The sequence below is a fragment of the Changchengzhania lutea genome (assembly GCF_006974145.1).
In the GTDB taxonomy this organism is placed as follows: Bacteria; Bacteroidota; Bacteroidia; order Flavobacteriales; family Flavobacteriaceae; genus Changchengzhania; species Changchengzhania lutea.
In genome coordinates this window covers 1,188,283-1,203,047 of the sequence record NZ_CP039456.1, presented here as the reverse complement: position 1 = coordinate 1,203,047, position 14,765 = coordinate 1,188,283, and the positions used below count along the sequence as shown (strand labels likewise).

15 protein-coding genes are annotated in these 14,765 nt (G+C 35.9%); 12 read left to right on the top strand and 3 right to left on the bottom strand.

The window, feature by feature from the left end; translation table 11 throughout:
* From FAF07_RS05685 to FAF07_RS05675, 3 genes are all read left to right on the top strand, one after another.
* Window positions 1-330, top strand: a complete 330-nt coding sequence (locus FAF07_RS05685; RefSeq protein ID WP_142784193.1) for an MGMT family protein — start codon at window positions 1-3, stop codon at window positions 328-330.
* Window positions 331-739: 409 nt separating this feature from the next.
* Window positions 740-1,876 carry an Mrp/NBP35 family ATP-binding protein gene (locus FAF07_RS05680; RefSeq protein WP_142784192.1) on the top strand — a complete coding sequence of 379 codons (1,137 nt, stop codon included), beginning with the start codon at window positions 740-742 and terminating at the stop codon, window positions 1,874-1,876.
* A gap of 71 nt (window positions 1,877-1,947) precedes the next feature.
* The gene (locus FAF07_RS05675) at window positions 1,948-2,193 is read left to right on the top strand and encodes a NifU family protein (protein WP_142784191.1); all 246 of its coding nucleotides are present in this window, start codon (window positions 1,948-1,950) and stop codon (window positions 2,191-2,193) included.
* A 68-nt stretch (window positions 2,194-2,261) separates the two neighbouring features.
* On the opposite strand, the gene FAF07_RS05670 is transcribed toward FAF07_RS05675, so the two are convergent.
* The 3 genes from FAF07_RS05670 to FAF07_RS05660 form a co-directional block, all read right to left on the bottom strand.
* On the bottom strand, window positions 2,262-2,639 hold the full coding sequence (locus FAF07_RS05670) for a HEPN domain-containing protein (protein ID WP_142784190.1): 378 nt from the start codon (window positions 2,637-2,639) through the stop codon (window positions 2,262-2,264).
* A gap of 107 nt (window positions 2,640-2,746) precedes the next feature.
* Window positions 2,747-6,277 carry a pyruvate:ferredoxin (flavodoxin) oxidoreductase gene (nifJ, locus tag FAF07_RS05665; protein WP_142784189.1) on the bottom strand — a complete coding sequence of 1,177 codons (3,531 nt, stop codon included), beginning with the start codon at window positions 6,275-6,277 and terminating at the stop codon, window positions 2,747-2,749.
* Window positions 6,278-6,637: 360 nt separating this feature from the next.
* On the bottom strand, window positions 6,638-6,988 hold the full coding sequence (locus tag FAF07_RS05660; protein ID WP_142784188.1) for a 4Fe-4S binding protein: 351 nt from the start codon (window positions 6,986-6,988) through the stop codon (window positions 6,638-6,640).
* 150 nt (window positions 6,989-7,138) lie between these two features.
* On the opposite strand from FAF07_RS05660, the gene FAF07_RS05655 reads away from it, so the two are divergent.
* The 9 genes from FAF07_RS05655 (at window position 7,139) to FAF07_RS05620 (ending at window position 14,764) form a co-directional block, all read left to right on the top strand.
* Window positions 7,139-8,995 (top strand): 2-oxoacid:acceptor oxidoreductase subunit alpha, encoded by a 1,857-nt coding sequence (locus tag FAF07_RS05655; RefSeq protein ID WP_142784187.1) that lies wholly within the window; start codon window positions 7,139-7,141, stop codon window positions 8,993-8,995.
* A 2-nt stretch (window positions 8,996-8,997) separates the two neighbouring features.
* On the top strand, window positions 8,998-10,008 hold the full coding sequence (locus FAF07_RS05650; RefSeq protein ID WP_142784186.1) for a 2-oxoacid:ferredoxin oxidoreductase subunit beta: 1,011 nt from the start codon (window positions 8,998-9,000) through the stop codon (window positions 10,006-10,008).
* A gap of 17 nt (window positions 10,009-10,025) precedes the next feature.
* Window positions 10,026-10,376 carry an NADH-quinone oxidoreductase subunit A gene (locus FAF07_RS05645; RefSeq protein ID WP_142784185.1) on the top strand — a complete coding sequence of 117 codons (351 nt, stop codon included), beginning with the start codon at window positions 10,026-10,028 and terminating at the stop codon, window positions 10,374-10,376.
* A complete protein-coding gene (locus tag FAF07_RS05640) occupies window positions 10,367-10,960 on the top strand; it encodes an NADH-quinone oxidoreductase subunit B (protein ID WP_246067780.1) in 594 nt (197 codons plus the stop codon). The genes FAF07_RS05645 and FAF07_RS05640 overlap by 10 nt, the downstream gene beginning before the upstream one ends.
* Window positions 10,961-11,066: 106 nt before the next feature.
* Window positions 11,067-11,627 (top strand): NADH-quinone oxidoreductase subunit C, encoded by a 561-nt coding sequence (locus FAF07_RS18660; RefSeq protein ID WP_221930773.1) that lies wholly within the window; start codon window positions 11,067-11,069, stop codon window positions 11,625-11,627.
* A gap of 6 nt (window positions 11,628-11,633) precedes the next feature.
* Complete coding sequence (locus FAF07_RS05635) at window positions 11,634-12,755, top strand: NADH-quinone oxidoreductase subunit D (RefSeq protein WP_221930772.1); 1,122 nt, start codon at window positions 11,634-11,636, stop codon at window positions 12,753-12,755.
* 46 nt (window positions 12,756-12,801) lie between these two features.
* The gene (locus tag FAF07_RS05630) at window positions 12,802-13,158 is read left to right on the top strand and encodes a four helix bundle protein (protein ID WP_142784184.1); all 357 of its coding nucleotides are present in this window, start codon (window positions 12,802-12,804) and stop codon (window positions 13,156-13,158) included.
* The gene (gene nuoH / locus FAF07_RS05625) at window positions 13,158-14,282 is read left to right on the top strand and encodes an NADH-quinone oxidoreductase subunit NuoH (protein ID WP_142784183.1); all 1,125 of its coding nucleotides are present in this window, start codon (window positions 13,158-13,160) and stop codon (window positions 14,280-14,282) included. Before FAF07_RS05630 ends, nuoH begins: the two co-directional genes overlap by 1 nt.
* A gap of 5 nt (window positions 14,283-14,287) precedes the next feature.
* Window positions 14,288-14,764, top strand: coding sequence for a 4Fe-4S binding protein (locus tag FAF07_RS05620; protein ID WP_142784182.1), 477 nt, complete (start codon window positions 14,288-14,290; stop codon window positions 14,762-14,764).
* Window position 14,765: the final 1 nt, after the last annotated feature.

Sequence of the window (14,765 nt, the reverse complement as noted above, 5' to 3'; positions counted from 1 at the left end):
ATGAAGCCGGAAACTTTAAATTTTTTCGATAAGGTTTATGAGGTGGCAAAATGCATACCGTATGGCAGAGTCACCAGTTATGGTGCCATTGCAACCTATTTGGGCGCCGCAAGAAGTGCACGTATGGTAGGCTATGCCATGAATGGCTCTGGCGGTAAAGGTGTTCCAGCACACAGGGTCGTCAATAAGAAAGGTTTATTAACTGGAAAACACCATTTTGAGGGTACAAACCTGATGCAGCAGCTTTTAGAAAGTGAAGGCGTCGTGGTTATAGAGAATCAAATTCAGAATTTTAAAGAAATTTTTTGGGAACCTTCAAAGGAATTATAATTTCAATTATTAACCATTAAAATAAATTACTTTATTAATGGTTTTATTTCTTCTACTTCCATAAGTTCACTAAATCTTATAATAGAACCCATCTTGACTTTTTGTGTTTAACCGAAAATGAGATGAAATTTGTCCAGATTAGGCACTTTTTGAAAGACATAGCATCGCTACGAATAAAAAAAGTAACGAAATATGGGCAGATTTCGGCCATTTTTTAGGAAATAGAAAAAGTCAAGATGGGTTCATAAACAAAACTTCTAATAACTCTATTCCCTCTTCCGTGTTTATTATTTATATTTGCATCTTAGAATCATTCTTAATAATTGAAAATTAAATAATTGTAGAATAAAAGAACAGCTTAACTAAAACAGTCTTTGCTCTTTTATTTTGTCCTATTGTCTTAAAAATCATGAAACTCAACAAACAAGATATATTTAAAGCATTACAAACACTTACTGCACCTGGTGAGGGAGAAAATATGGTAGATAGTGGTGCCGTTAAAAATGTAATGACTTTTGGTGATGAGGTTATTGTAGATATTACGATTAAAAACCCGAGCCTTCAGGCTAAAAAACGCACCGAAGTTGATATTTTAAAAACCATTCATGAGCAGGTTTATGAGAAGGCCAAAATTACGGTCAATGTAAAAGTTGAAGCACCAGAGCAACCTAAAGCCCATGTTATAAAAGGAAAGGCTGTTCCGGGCATTCAAAATATTATTGCTGTAGCTTCTGGTAAAGGAGGTGTTGGTAAATCTACGGTTACCGCTAATTTGGCAGTAACCTTAGCTAAAATGGGCTTCAAGGTTGGTGTTTTAGACGCTGATATTTATGGACCATCCATTCCTATTATGTTTGATGTGGCATCTGAAAAACCTTTAGCTGTTAATATAGACGGTAAATCTAAAATGAAGCCTGTTGAAAATTACGGTGTAAAAGTATTATCTATTGGGTTTTTTACCCAACCTGACCAAGCCGTGGTTTGGCGTGGGCCTATGGCGGCAAAAGCCTTAAATCAAATGATTTTTGATGCGCATTGGGGTGAACTTGACTTTATGCTAATTGATTTACCTCCTGGAACGGGGGACATTCATCTAAGTATTATGCAATCACTTCCTATTACCGGTGCTTTAATAGTGAGCACCCCTCAAAACGTGGCGCTTGCAGATGCTAAAAAAGGTGTGGCCATGTTTCAACAAGAGAGTATTAATGTCCCCGTATTAGGGATTATTGAAAATATGGCTTACTTTACACCAGAAGAGTTGCCAGATAACAAGTATTATATTTTTGGTAAAGAAGGGGCTAAACATTTGGCCGAAGATTTAAAAGTGCCATTTTTAGGTGAACTTCCTTTGGTGCAGAGTATTCGTGAAGCAGGTGATGTTGGTCGACCAGCAGCCTTACAAACGGCAACGGAATTAGAGAAAGCCTTTGAGCTTTTAACACAGAACGTGGTACAGGAACTAGTAAAAAGAAATGATGCTTTGCCGGCTACAGAAGCCATAAAAATAACGACAATGGCTGGTTGTTCGGCCATAAAGAAATAATAATCAGCTTTTTTCCCTTTCCTCCCGATAGCTATCGGGAGGAGTGGGTTAGGGTGAGGAAAAAATAGCAGATGTCTACAGAAGAAATTAGGTTAAATGTTGAAAAAGCTTTAGAGGAAATCCGTCCGTTTTTGCAAAGCGATGGTGGTGATATTTCTTTGCTCTCTATCGAAGAAAACAATACCTTGGTCAAAGTACAATTATTAGGTGCCTGCGTAGGGTGTAGTGTCAATCAAATGACTTTAAAGTCGGGTGTAGAGATGACCATTAAAAAATATGCACCTCAAATTGAACAAGTGATTAATATTCAAGCTTAATTTTAAGCTTAAATTAGTACACAAAAGTGTTTTTTATTAAATAAAACATAGAGTTTAGAAAAGTTACATTAAATAATTTTTTCTTTTCTAAGAAATGTGTCTAGTTCATCTGCTGCATCAAAACATTTGCTAACTTTTGAAACATCATTACAATATTTTGATTCTAAACTAGGAGAAGCTTTACAATTGAAGTCTGATAAATCTACTTTTTCAAAATCTTTATTTATTCTTTTACACTGTTCATAAAGGCTGTCTATGGTTTTGTATTCACTAGGATTAAAACCCTTTTTCAAAAGATAACCTTTTAGATAATTTTCGATGGCATACTGAGAATTTTTGCAAACTAAATACGTGACAATATCCTCTTCTGGTTTAAATAACTCTTTGTTAGCTTGATTCAATTTTTGAGCAGCATTTACAAAATACTTGATAGCTTCATTTTCCATGATAAATGAATTAAAAGTTAGTAATTAATAGTATTCATTCCCCATACTATAAATATAGCATGGAGAATGATTTTATATTAAACAAACACTACCTTGGCTAAGGCATGTTACATATCTCTGTAAAGTTCTAAACGTTCCCATTTGGAATTAACCTCAGTTTGAGCTTGCTCAAGAAGTTTGGCTCCAAGTTCTGCATTGTCCTTAGCAACTCTAGAAAAACGTGTTTCATTATACATAAAGTCTTTTAGAGGAATTGAAGGTGCCTTTGAATCTAATCTAAACTTCTTGCCTTTTGGCTTGGATGGGTCAAATCTAAATAATGGCCAATAACCGCTTTCTACCGCTTTTTCTTGCTGTGAAGCGCCATGTGCTAGATCATATCCATGTTCACCACAATGAGAGTAAGCAATTATTATTGATGGTCCAGGATACGCTTCAGCTTCTTCAATGGCCTTAAGGGTTTGAAGGTCTTTGGCTCCTATAGCGATTTGGGCAACATACACATTTTCGTATGAAACGGCCTGTAGTGCTAAACTCTTTTTACTTGTGCGTTTACCGGAAACCGAAAATTTTGCACTTGCTCCTAATGGTGTAGCCTTAGAGGTTTGTCCGCCTGTATTGGAATATACTTCGGTATCCAACACCATAATATTGATGTCCTCCCCTGTCGCTAAGATGTGATCCACGCCACCAAATCCAATATCGTAAGCCCAACCATCGCCACCTAAAATCCATACTGATTTTTTACGTAAATATTCAGTTAGGTGAGACAATTTTTTAGCATTTTCATTGTCGATACGGGCTAGTTTGATTTTTAATTTGTCTAAATTTTTAAAATTCTCTTCCTTTTCAGCTTCGGTTTTTTCAGGATTATTTAATATAGCATCAACTAAGTCTTTTCCAACTTCCTTTTCAATAGATTTAAGTAAGTTTACGGAAATTTCCTGTTTCTTGCTTAAAGCTAATTTCATCCCTAAACCAAATTCAGCATTATCTTCAAATAAAGAATTAGCCCAAGCAGGACCTCTACCAAATTGATTGGTTTTATATGGTGTTGTTGGTAAATTACCGCCATAAATTGAAGAACATCCTGTCGCATTTGCAATTAATATACTATCTCCATAAAGCTGTGTCAATAATTTAATATATGGTGTTTCGCCGCAACCGGAACAGGCTCCAGAGAATTCGAATAAAGGCTCTAGGAATTGGGATCCTTTTACGTTTGTTATTTGCAACTCCGTTCTATTATAATCAGGTAAATCTATAAAGTAATCCCAATTTACATCTTCTACAGCTTCCACTTCAAGCTTTTTATGCATGTTGATCGATTTAAAGTCTGGATCTTCTTTGCTTACAGCCGGACAAACAGCAACACAAAGGTCGCAACCCGTACAGTCTTGAGGAGATACTTGAAGTACATAAGACTCTTCCACTTTATTAAAAGGTCTGCCTTTTGCAGCAACTGCTTGTAAGGAATCAGGTTTATTTGCTAATTCGTCATTACTAACAACTTTTGCTCTAATGGCTGCGTGCGGACAAATAGCAACGCACTTATTACACTGTGTGCATAAATTAATATCGTCCCAAACAGGTACTTTGTCTGCAATACCACTTTTTTCGTATTGTGTAGTTCCTGTTGGGAAAGTGCCATCTACGGGGAATGCGCTTACAGGAAGCTCATCTCCAAATCCGCCTAATATTTTTTCCAACACTTCGGTAACAAATCCATCTGGAGCATTGTGCATCGCGGTTTGTAAATGTATTTCGCTGGTAATTTCTTTAGGATAATCTACTTTTTGAAGATTGGCGAGCGAATTATCAACCGCAGTAAAATTCATTTTAACTATCCCCTCTCCTTTATGAGAGTAAGATTTTACAATGGCATCTTTAATTCTTTGAATGGCTTCATCTTTTGGTAAAATACCTGAAATAGCAAAGAAACACGTTTGTAATACCGTGTTTGTGCGTTTGCCAAGATTGGATGCTTCAGCTACTTTTGTAGCATCAATTACATAGAAATTGGCTTCTTTTTCGATAATTTCCTTTTGAATTCGCTTTGGTAAATAATCCCAAATGTCGTCTTTGGAATATGGTGAATTCAATAAGAATGTGCCCCCGTGTTTTAAATCGGCAACCATATTATATTTTTCAATAAAATTGAATTGATGGCTGGCAATGAAATCTGCTTTATCAATTAAGTATGAAGAATAAATTGGTTTTGGACCAAAACGCAAGTGGGAAATGGTTTGTGCACCGGCTTTTTTAGAGTCGTAAACAAAGTACCCTTGTACAAAATTATCTGTGGTATCACCAATAATTTTAATGGAGTTTTTATTAGCTCCAACAGTACCATCAGATCCTAAACCATAAAACATACAGTTAATGGTATGGCGTTCTATTGTAAAAGATTCATCAATTGGTAAACTTGTAAAAGTGACATCGTCGTTAATACCAACCGTAAAGTGGTTTTTGGGTTTATTGTCCAGTAATTCGTCATAAACACCTTTAACCATTTGAGGCGTAAATTCTTTTGAGGATAAACCGTAACGGCCTCCAACTACAACAGGCATTTCCCTATCACTTTCATTTAATGCCGTAATAACATCTTGGTATAAGGGTTCGCCAATACTTCCTGGTTCTTTGGTTCTGTCAAGAACTGCTATTTTTTTAACGGTTTCAGGCAACTCATTAACAAAGTGCTTTATTGAAAATGGTCTAAACAAGCGAACAAATAGTACCCCTACTTTTTCGCCATTTTTCACCATGGCTTCCACGGTTTCCCGTGCCGCACCTTCGCCAGAGCCCATGAGTATAATAACACGTTCTGCTTTGGGGTGACCTTCATAATAGAACAAACTATATCTACGTCCCGTATGCTTGTAGAATTCATTCATTGTGTCTTCAACAATACCAGGAACTTTTTCATAAAACGTATTGGCGGCCTCTCTGGCTTGGAAGAATACATCCGGGTTTTGAGAAGTCCCTCTAATGACAGGATGATCTGGATCAAGCGAGCGTTTTTTGTGATCCATAATAGCGTCTTCTGGCATCATATCAATAATAACATCATCAGGGATACCATCTATTTTAGAAATCTCGTGAGAGGTTCTAAAGCCATCAAAAATATTTAGGAAAGGCACTCTGGATTTTAATGTTGCTACTTGTGAAATAAGAGCAAAATCGTGAGCCTCTTGAACTGATCCCCCAAATAGCATGGAGAATCCTGTTTGTCTAGTAGCCATAACATCTGAATGGTCGCCAAAAATTGAAAGCGCATGCGTGGCTATCGTTCTTGCGGCTACGTGTATTACGGAAGGTAATAATTCACCTGCCATTTTATACATATTAGGAATCATAAGAAGTAATCCTTGAGAAGCTGTAAAAGTTGTAGTTAGTGCACCAGCTTGTAAAGCCCCATGGACGGCTCCTGCAGCGCCACCTTCGCTCTGCATTTCTACAATTCTAGGGATATTGTCCCAAATGTTTTTCTGACCTTTCGAGCTGTACACATCGACGTGTTCGCCCATAGGAGATGCAGGTGTTATTGGGTAAATGGCACACACCTCATTTGTTTTATGAGCTATTTTTGCAACAGCTTCATTTGCGTCGCAGATTAACTTTTGGAATTGATTTTCCATAATGCATATATTTTAAATAGTATATTTATATAAGTGAAGTAAAATTAAAGAGTCTCTGTCTTAAATTATATGATTTATGTCAGGAAATGATATTAATAAATAAGGAGATAATGAAGTAAAAAAAAGCCTTTATAATGAATAAAAATTAGTTCAGAACATGACAAAAATTAGTTTAGCGTTCATTAAATGATAGTAATCTTACTGAAACATCCAAAATCATAAAACTATTGATAATTAGCGACTTAAAATGTGTGGGTCATTTTTTTGTCATGTACTTACAAAAAAAAATCATTCTTATTATTATATAAGAATGATTTTTCGATTTTAAATTAAATTACTGATTCAAAAAAAAACAGTGCTTTATTCTCCATGTAACCAAGCTTTCTTTTCTAAAAGCATATCTTCGGTTTCAACATGGTTCTCATCAGGTATGCAACAATCTACAGGACATACAGAAGCGCATTGGGGTTCATCATGAAATCCTTTGCATTCTGTACATTTATCAGTCACAATAAAATAGAATTCATCTGAAACAGGCGTGTTTTGGGCATCGGCATCTACTTCTTCTCCATTAGGAAGTGTTACCATGCCGCTTAATGCTGTTTCATCAGAATAGGCCCATTCTTGATCGGGCTCGTAGATAGCATTATTTGGACATTCTGCAACACAGGCATCACAATTAATACATTCATCTGTTATTATAATCGCCATAATATAATGTTTTAAGAAAATAAATATTGGTAAATATAAATTAGATTTCACAGTTTAAATGTGACAAAAATCATATTTAAACTAAAAAAGTGAAATTATATTTGATGATTATAAAACACGCTTTTAACTAATTTTTTAAATCAACATGCCATGGTTACAACACAATCAAATAAACAGCACGAAATACTTGAAGCTGTAATTATTAGATTTGTAGGCGATTCGGGAGACGGCATGCAATTAACAGGTACCCAGTTTTCAGGTACCTCGGCAATGTTTGGAAATGATATTGCAACGTTTCCCAATTATCCTTCAGAAATAAGAGCGCCGCAAGGTAGTTTGTATGGTGTTTCGGGTTTTCAAGTACATATTGGGAGTGTTGAAATCAGTACTCCTGGTGATGAGGTAGATTTGTTGGTGGCTATGAATCCTGCGGGTTTAAAAACAAATTTACATGCTGTAAAGCCTGGGCATACCATTATAGTAGATACAGATGCTTTTACAAAAAAGAATTTAGAAAAAGCGCAATACGAGTCTAATCCTTTAGAAGATAATAGCCTTGAAAATTACCGTGTTATTGAAGTGGCGATGACCTCATTAACCAAAGAGGCCTTAAAAAATGTAGCGGGATTAGATAATAAAAGTATCACCAGAACTAAGAACATGTTTGCTTTAGGTATGGTGTATTGGATGTATGACCGTTCTACAGATCATACCATAGATTTTTTTAACAAAAAGTTTACATCCAGACCCGAAATTATAGAAGCTAATACGAAGGTTTTAAATGCAGGTTTTTATTTTGCAGAAACTTTAGAGTTAATACCAAATTCATACACTATTGCACCGGCAAAAATGCCTGCTGGGACCTATAGGATTATAATGGGTAACACTGCAACTGCCTGGGGTTTTCTGGCAGCTGCCGAAAAATCTGGTTTAGAGTTGTTTTTAGGCTCATATCCCATCACGCCAGCAACCGATATATTACATGAGTTGGTAAAACACAAACATTTTGGCGTGAAAGCGTTTCAAGCTGAAGATGAAATTGCAGGTATTACATCTGCTATTGGAGCTGCTTTTGCTGGGGATTTAGCAATAACTACAACATCTGGTCCTGGTTTGGCTTTAAAAGGTGAGGCTTTAGGTTTGGCAATGATGGTAGAATTGCCTTTAGTTGTTGTTAATGTGCAACGTGGAGGGCCATCTACCGGATTACCTACAAAAACCGAACAATCAGACTTACTACAAGCTATGTATGGTAGAAATGGGGAAAGTCCTGTAATTGTTATTGCCGCCAGTACACCATCTAACTGCTTTAATTTTGCTTATCAGGCCGCTAAATTGGCTTTAGAGCATATGACGCCTGTAATATTGCTAACAGACGGTTATATAGCAAATGGGTCTTCTCCATGGAAAATCCAGTCTGTTAATGACATGCCAGAAATAAAGAACAATATAGTTTCTAAGTATTATGATAATTGGCATCCATATAATAGAAATGAAGAAACGCTTGCTCGTAATTGGGCTATTCCAGGAACTCCCAAGTTGGAACATAGAATTGGGGGATTAGAAAAAGATAAGGTTACAGGGAATGTATCTTATGTTCCTGAAAACCATGAATTCATGACCAAAATTAGGGCTGAAAAAATCAAGCGTGTGCAAGATTATATTCCCGAAATAAGCACTGAGTTTGCAGAAGAAGGTGATTTATTAGTTGTTGGTTGGGGAGGTACTTACGGTTCATTGCATTCAGCTGTAAAACAAGTAAACGAGGAAGGGTTTACTAATATAGGCTTTACTCACTTTAATTATATAAATCCCTTACCCAAAAACACATTAGAGGTTTTTAGTAAATTCAAAAAAATTCTTGTTTGTGAATTAAATAATGGTCAGTTCGCAAAAATTCTAAAAATCAATTTCAATAAGTTAGAATTATTGCAATTTAATAAAATACAAGGACTGCCTTTCGGAAATAGTGAGTTGACAGAAAAATTCAAACAATTAGTAAAATAATCATGGAAACAATAACAAAAAAATACACTTTTAAAGATTTTGCGAGCGATCAAGAAGTAAGATGGTGCCCAGGTTGTGATGACTATGTTATTTTACGCGCTATGCAAAAAGCACTTCCAGAAATGGGCATTAATAAAGAAGATGTCGTTTTTATTTCTGGTATTGGTTGTTCCTCTCGTTTTCCTTATTATATGGATTCTTATGGAATGCATGGTATTCACGGTCGCGCACCGGCAATAGCTACAGGTGTTAAATTAGCCAACCCTAAACTTAGTGTTTGGGTGATTACAGGAGACGGAGATTCAATGGCTATTGGTGGGAATCATTTTATTCATGTTTTACGAAGAAATATTGATTTAAATATTATTCTTTTCAATAATGAAATTTATGGTTTAACAAAAGGGCAGTTTTCACCAACATCTTTGGTGGGTCAAAAAACAAAATCCTCACCTTACGGTAATACACAACCTCCTTTTTCGCCAGGAGAATTAGCCATAGGTGCTCAAGCGCGTTTCTTTGCAAGAATTGGAGGTAATACGCCAAAAGAAATGACCGAATTGTTTATAGAGGGCCAAAAATTTAAAGGGACCTCTTTAATTGAGGTTTTGCAAAACTGCGTCATTTTTAATGATGGCTGTTTTACTCAATTTACAGATAAAAAGGTAAGAGAGGATAAACAATTGTATGTTGAACATGGTAAACCAATGATTTTTGGAAAAGACAGAGATAAAGGTTTAGTCTTAAATGGGTTAAAGCTAGAAGTGGTAACCATTGGCGAAAAGGGTATAACACAAGAAGATATTTTGGTTCATAATGCTAAAGAACAAGACCCAACTTTACATCAAATGCTTGTTCGGTTAGAGTATCCTATGGTTACTGGAGTTATAAGAAGTTATGATGATGTCACCCTTGAAGAAAGAGAAGATGCAGTAACGGCAGAAGTGAAAAGGAATTCGAAATTTCATAAAACAGACGATTTGTTTTTCTCCGGAGATATTTATCAGGTGTTTTAATTTAAAAACAGATATAAATGGGTTCAGAAGCCATCATTGTATTTTTATTGGCAGGTATCGTTTTAGTTGCTGGCGCAAACTTTTTATCAAATTTAATATCGCATAAATCAGATAATCCCCAAAAAAGAGAGCCTTATGAAAGTGGTATGGTCACTATTGGCCCAACTTGGGTTCAGTTTAAGGTAGGGTATTATCTATTCGCCATTCTATTCTTGATTTTTGATGTTGAAGTCGCATTTTTAATTCCTTGGGCAGTTGTGTTTAAGGATGTTGGATTTGTGGCTATAATAGAAATATTTATATTTCTCTTTATATTAGGATTAGGGTTATTATACGCATGGAAGAAAGGAGCATTAAAATGGGAGTAGACGACAAAGAAAGATATTTATCACAGGCAGAATATAGAAATCAAGAAATTCCAAAAAATTTCCCAGGAAAGGTGATTCCTGCTGGAAATGGCGCTAACGTCATTGTGACTTCATTAGATAAAATAATCAATTGGGGGCGATCAAATTCACTATGGTCGCTTTATTTTGGCACTAGTTGCTGTGCCATTGAAATGATGCAAACAGGAGCTGCTAGACACGATTATTCTCGATTTGGTTTTGAAGTCGCACGGCCTTCCCCAAGGCAGGCAGATTTAATAATTATTGCGGGAACAATTGTGAATAAAATGGCTCCTGTTTTACGTCGTTTGTACGATCAAATGGCAGAGCCAAAATATGTAATTGCTATGGGAGCTTGTGCTATTTCTGGTGGCCCATTTTTTTATAACACCTATTCTGTGGTAAAAGGTGCGGATCATGTTATTCCTGTAGATGTTTATGTTCCAGGTTGCCCGCCGCGTCCTGAAGCATTATTACAAGGGATGTTGAAGCTTCAGGATAAGATTAGAACTGAAAATATGAAACACAAGAAAAATCCTATTGACGGATTTGATGAAGGACTTTAATGAATTATGAATGCTGAATTACGATTCCTCCCTTGAGGGAGGATTAAGGAGGGTGTTATCAAAATTAAGACAAAAGAATAAAGAGAAAAGACTAACGGTCAATAAAATGAACAACGAAGATTTACAAAATATAATTGGTAGTTGGTTTCCAAATCCTGAAGCTGGAAACGTTTCTGAAGTTGCAACTATTTCTGAAACCGAAGAAGGTTTGGAAGAAAGCACAAAAACTGAAGAACCTGTTAATCCCAGCCTTTTAGAATTTACGGAAGAAAGTTCTCAATTTTTAAATATTACTGTACAGCCTGAGCTATTACATCGATTAATGTCACAATTAAAGAGTAATAGCAAAACTAACTTCGACTATTTATTCTGTTTAAGTGGTGTTGATTGGGAGCCAGAATTAGGTGTTGTGTATCATTTAGAATCTACTACACATAGACATGTTATTGTTGTTAAGGTAAAAACGGCAGATAGGGAAAATCCAACTTTAGATTCTGTATGCGATATCTGGAGAACTGCCGAATTCCATGAGCGCGAAGTTTTTGATTTTTTCGGAATAAAGTTCAATAATCATCCAAACTTAAAAAGACTGTTCTTAACAGATGAGTGGGAAGGGTTTCCTTTAAGAAAGGATTATGTAGATGATATTAACATGGTTATTAAATAGGTGATTATGGAAGCGACTTTAGTTAATACCAATTTTAAATCTGAAGAGTATTTCATTAATATGGGACCACAACATCCTGCTACGCATGGTGTGTTGCGTCTTTTGTTAACCATAGATGGCGAAATCATTAAAAAGGTTGAACCAGATTTAGGATACATCCATCGTTCCATTGAAAAAATGTGCGAACGCGACAGCTATCAGCAAATCGTTCATTTAACAGATAGAATGGATTATTTGTCATCACATATAAATAATGAAGCAGTTTGCTTAGTGGTTGAAAATGCGCTTGAAATCGAAGTTCCTGAACGCGTAAAAGTGGTCAGAACCATCCTAAGTGAGCTTACTCGAATAGCATCCCATTGTTTATGGTGGGGCGTTATGGGAATGGATGTTGGCGCGCTTACAACCTATTTTTATGGCTTCAGGGATCGCGAAATGATCAATGATATTTTTGAGGAAACCTGTGGCGCTCGTTTAACCATGAATTACAATATTCCGGGAGGGTTGATGTTCGATATTCATCCAAATTTTGTGAAAAGAACAAAAGAATTTATCGCTCATTTTAAAACCAAATTACCAGAATATGATACGTTACTAACAGGCAACGTAATATTTCAAAAAAGAATGAAAGGTGTTGGTCTTTTATCGAAAGAAGATGCTATTTCGTTTGGTGCTTCTGGCCCTGTTGGTCGTGGTTCTGGGTATTCTTGCGATGTTAGAAAGCATCACCCTTATAGCGCTTATGATAAGGTAACATTTAATGAAGCCTTAAAAACGGAAGGAGATAGTTTAGCGCGTTATCAGGTTAGAATTCAGGAAATGTGGGAATCTATGTCAATCATTGAACAATTAATTGATAATATTCCGGAGGGCGATCATAAAGTGGTAACTAAAGTAGTGATTAAATTACCTAAAGGTGAATTTTATCAACGTGTTGAAACAGCAAGAGGCGAGCTTGGGGTTTATGTAATAAGTACGGGAACAAAAAACCCATATCGACTTAAATTCCGTTCTCCTGGATTTTCAAACTTATCATTATTAAATCACATTGCTGTTGGTGGAAAAATTGGAGATCTCGTGGCAAGTATGGCAACATTAGACTTGGTAATACCTGATATTGATAGATGAGAAATGATAGGTGACAGGTGACGGGTGATAAAAAAGATGTTTTACTATGGAGAGTAGATTTAAATTTGAGAAATTAAAAATATGGAACAAGGCTATGGATTTAGGAGATGATATAGATAAGTTAGCCGAGAGTTTTCCGAAAAAAGAACTATATAACTTATCCTCACAGATAAGACGAGCTTCAGATTCCATTGCGTTAAACATATCTGAAGGAGCTATTGGACAATCAAATCCAGAGCAAAAAAAGTTTGTTGGATATGCTATCCGCTCTTTAGCTGAAGTGGTAACGTGTTTACACAAGGCCAAAAGAAGAAATTACATAGTAGAAAAAGAATTTGATAACTTTTATGAAGAATCATTTCATTTAATGAATATGATGATTGCATTTAGAAATAAATTATAATGTTTAGATTAATCATTCAATATTGGTCCTCGGTCATCAGCCTTCCGTCTTCGGTCTTCGGTCCTCGGTCATTGAACATAACCAAAACCATAGAAGATTGGCTTGTTAGTGTGATGCCAGAAGGTGCCGCAAGTATTGTTGCCATGGTTTTAGTTGCTTTAATTTATTTGGGCATTTTTGCTGTAGCTGGATTATACTTAGTGCTTCTTGAGCGTAAAGTAGCTGCTTGGTTTCAATTACGTATTGGGCCCAATAGAGTAGGGCCTTTAGGATTATTGCAAACCATGGCAGATGCCTTAAAACTGGTTTCAAAAGAGCTAACAGGCACTGTTAAAGCAGATAAGTTCTTATACAATTTAGCACCTTATTTTGTCATTATTTCTTCATTAATGGCATTGGCTGTTTTTCCTTTCACACAAGAATTTCAAGCATTTGATATTAATATTGGTATTCTCTTTTTAATTGCTATTTCCTCTATTGGAGTCATTGGTATTTTATTGGGAGGCTGGAGCAGTAATAACAAATTTGCGCTTATTGGTGCCATGCGTAGTGGTGTTCAAACGATTAGTTATGAACTATCCATTGGCTTATCATTATTAACCATGGTATTAATTACTGGTTCGTTGCAATTATCGGAAATTGTAGAAGTACAAAAAAGTGGCTGGCTCATAGTGCAAGGGCATATTCCTGCAATCATAGCTTTCATGATATATATGATTGCAGGTACTGCCGAAACCAACAGAGCGCCTTTTGATATGGTTGAAGCAGAATCTGAGTTGGGTGCAGGTTTTCATACCGAATATTCGGGAATGAAATTCGCTTATTTTTTCTTAGCGGAGTTTATAAATATGTTCATTATTGCCGCCATTGCTACAACGGTCTTTTTTGGAGCATGGTTATCGCCTTTCGGAATAACCGAATCCATTCCATGGTTAGGCGTCTTTTGGTTTTTAACAAAAACATTGGTATTGGTGTTTTTAATGATGTGGTTTAGGTGGACATTTCCAAGATTGAGAATAGACCAGTTACTTACGTTGGAATGGAAATATTTATTACCGATAAACCTGGTAAACATCGTCATAATGGCATTAATAGTTTGGCTTAATATGACAATTCAATTTTAAAAAGGATGAGTTATTTTTCAGATATATATAAAGGAATAAAAACACTTCTTAACGGTATGAGTGTTACAGGAAAGTACTTTTTAACATCCAGAAAAGGCGCCATTACACAGCAGTATCCAGACAATAGGGACACCTTAAAGATGTTTGAACGTTTTCGTGGCGAAGTAGTGATGCCACACGATGAAAACAACGAACACCAATGTACCGGTTGCCAAAAATGTGAAATTGCTTGCCCTAATGGTAGTATAGAAATTATTTGGGATAGAGGCATTGATGAAACAACCGGTAAAAAGAAAAAGAAAATAGACAAACATATTTATCATTTGGGGTTATGTACCATGTGTGGTTTGTGTATTGAAGCATGTCCTACTGATGCCATTGTTTGGGCACAGAATTATGAAAATGCTGTATATGATAGAACGCAATTAACAAAGGTTTTAAACGAACCCGGCTCAAAAGTCAAAGCTGGAATAGAAGACTAAA

Bases quoted from the DNA above. Each gene is read 5' to 3' on its own strand.
- FAF07_RS05640 (WP_246067780.1), top strand. From the start codon at position 10,367: ATGGGAGTAGACGACAAAGAAAGATATTTATCACAGGCAGAATATAGA.
- nuoH (WP_142784183.1), top strand. From the start codon at position 13,158: ATGTTTAGATTAATCATTCAATATTGGTCCTCGGTCATCAGCCTTCCG.
- FAF07_RS05645 (WP_142784185.1), top strand. From the start codon at position 10,026: ATGGGTTCAGAAGCCATCATTGTATTTTTATTGGCAGGTATCGTTTTA.
- FAF07_RS05655 (WP_142784187.1), top strand. From the start codon at position 7,139: ATGGTTACAACACAATCAAATAAACAGCACGAAATACTTGAAGCTGTA.
- FAF07_RS05680 (WP_142784192.1), top strand. From the start codon at position 740: ATGAAACTCAACAAACAAGATATATTTAAAGCATTACAAACACTTACT.
- FAF07_RS05670 (WP_142784190.1), bottom strand. From the start codon at position 2,639: ATGGAAAATGAAGCTATCAAGTATTTTGTAAATGCTGCTCAAAAATTG.
- FAF07_RS05675 (WP_142784191.1), top strand. From the start codon at position 1,948: ATGTCTACAGAAGAAATTAGGTTAAATGTTGAAAAAGCTTTAGAGGAA.
- FAF07_RS05635 (WP_221930772.1), top strand. From the start codon at position 11,634: ATGGAAGCGACTTTAGTTAATACCAATTTTAAATCTGAAGAGTATTTC.
- nifJ (WP_142784189.1), bottom strand. From the start codon at position 6,277: ATGGAAAATCAATTCCAAAAGTTAATCTGCGACGCAAATGAAGCTGTT.
- FAF07_RS05630 (WP_142784184.1), top strand. From the start codon at position 12,802: ATGGAGAGTAGATTTAAATTTGAGAAATTAAAAATATGGAACAAGGCT.
- FAF07_RS05660 (WP_142784188.1), bottom strand. From the start codon at position 6,988: ATGGCGATTATAATAACAGATGAATGTATTAATTGTGATGCCTGTGTT.
- FAF07_RS05650 (WP_142784186.1), top strand. From the start codon at position 8,998: ATGGAAACAATAACAAAAAAATACACTTTTAAAGATTTTGCGAGCGAT.
- FAF07_RS05620 (WP_142784182.1), top strand. From the start codon at position 14,288: ATGAGTTATTTTTCAGATATATATAAAGGAATAAAAACACTTCTTAAC.
- FAF07_RS18660 (WP_221930773.1), top strand. From the start codon at position 11,067: ATGAACAACGAAGATTTACAAAATATAATTGGTAGTTGGTTTCCAAAT.
- FAF07_RS05685 (WP_142784193.1), top strand. From the start codon at position 1: ATGAAGCCGGAAACTTTAAATTTTTTCGATAAGGTTTATGAGGTGGCA.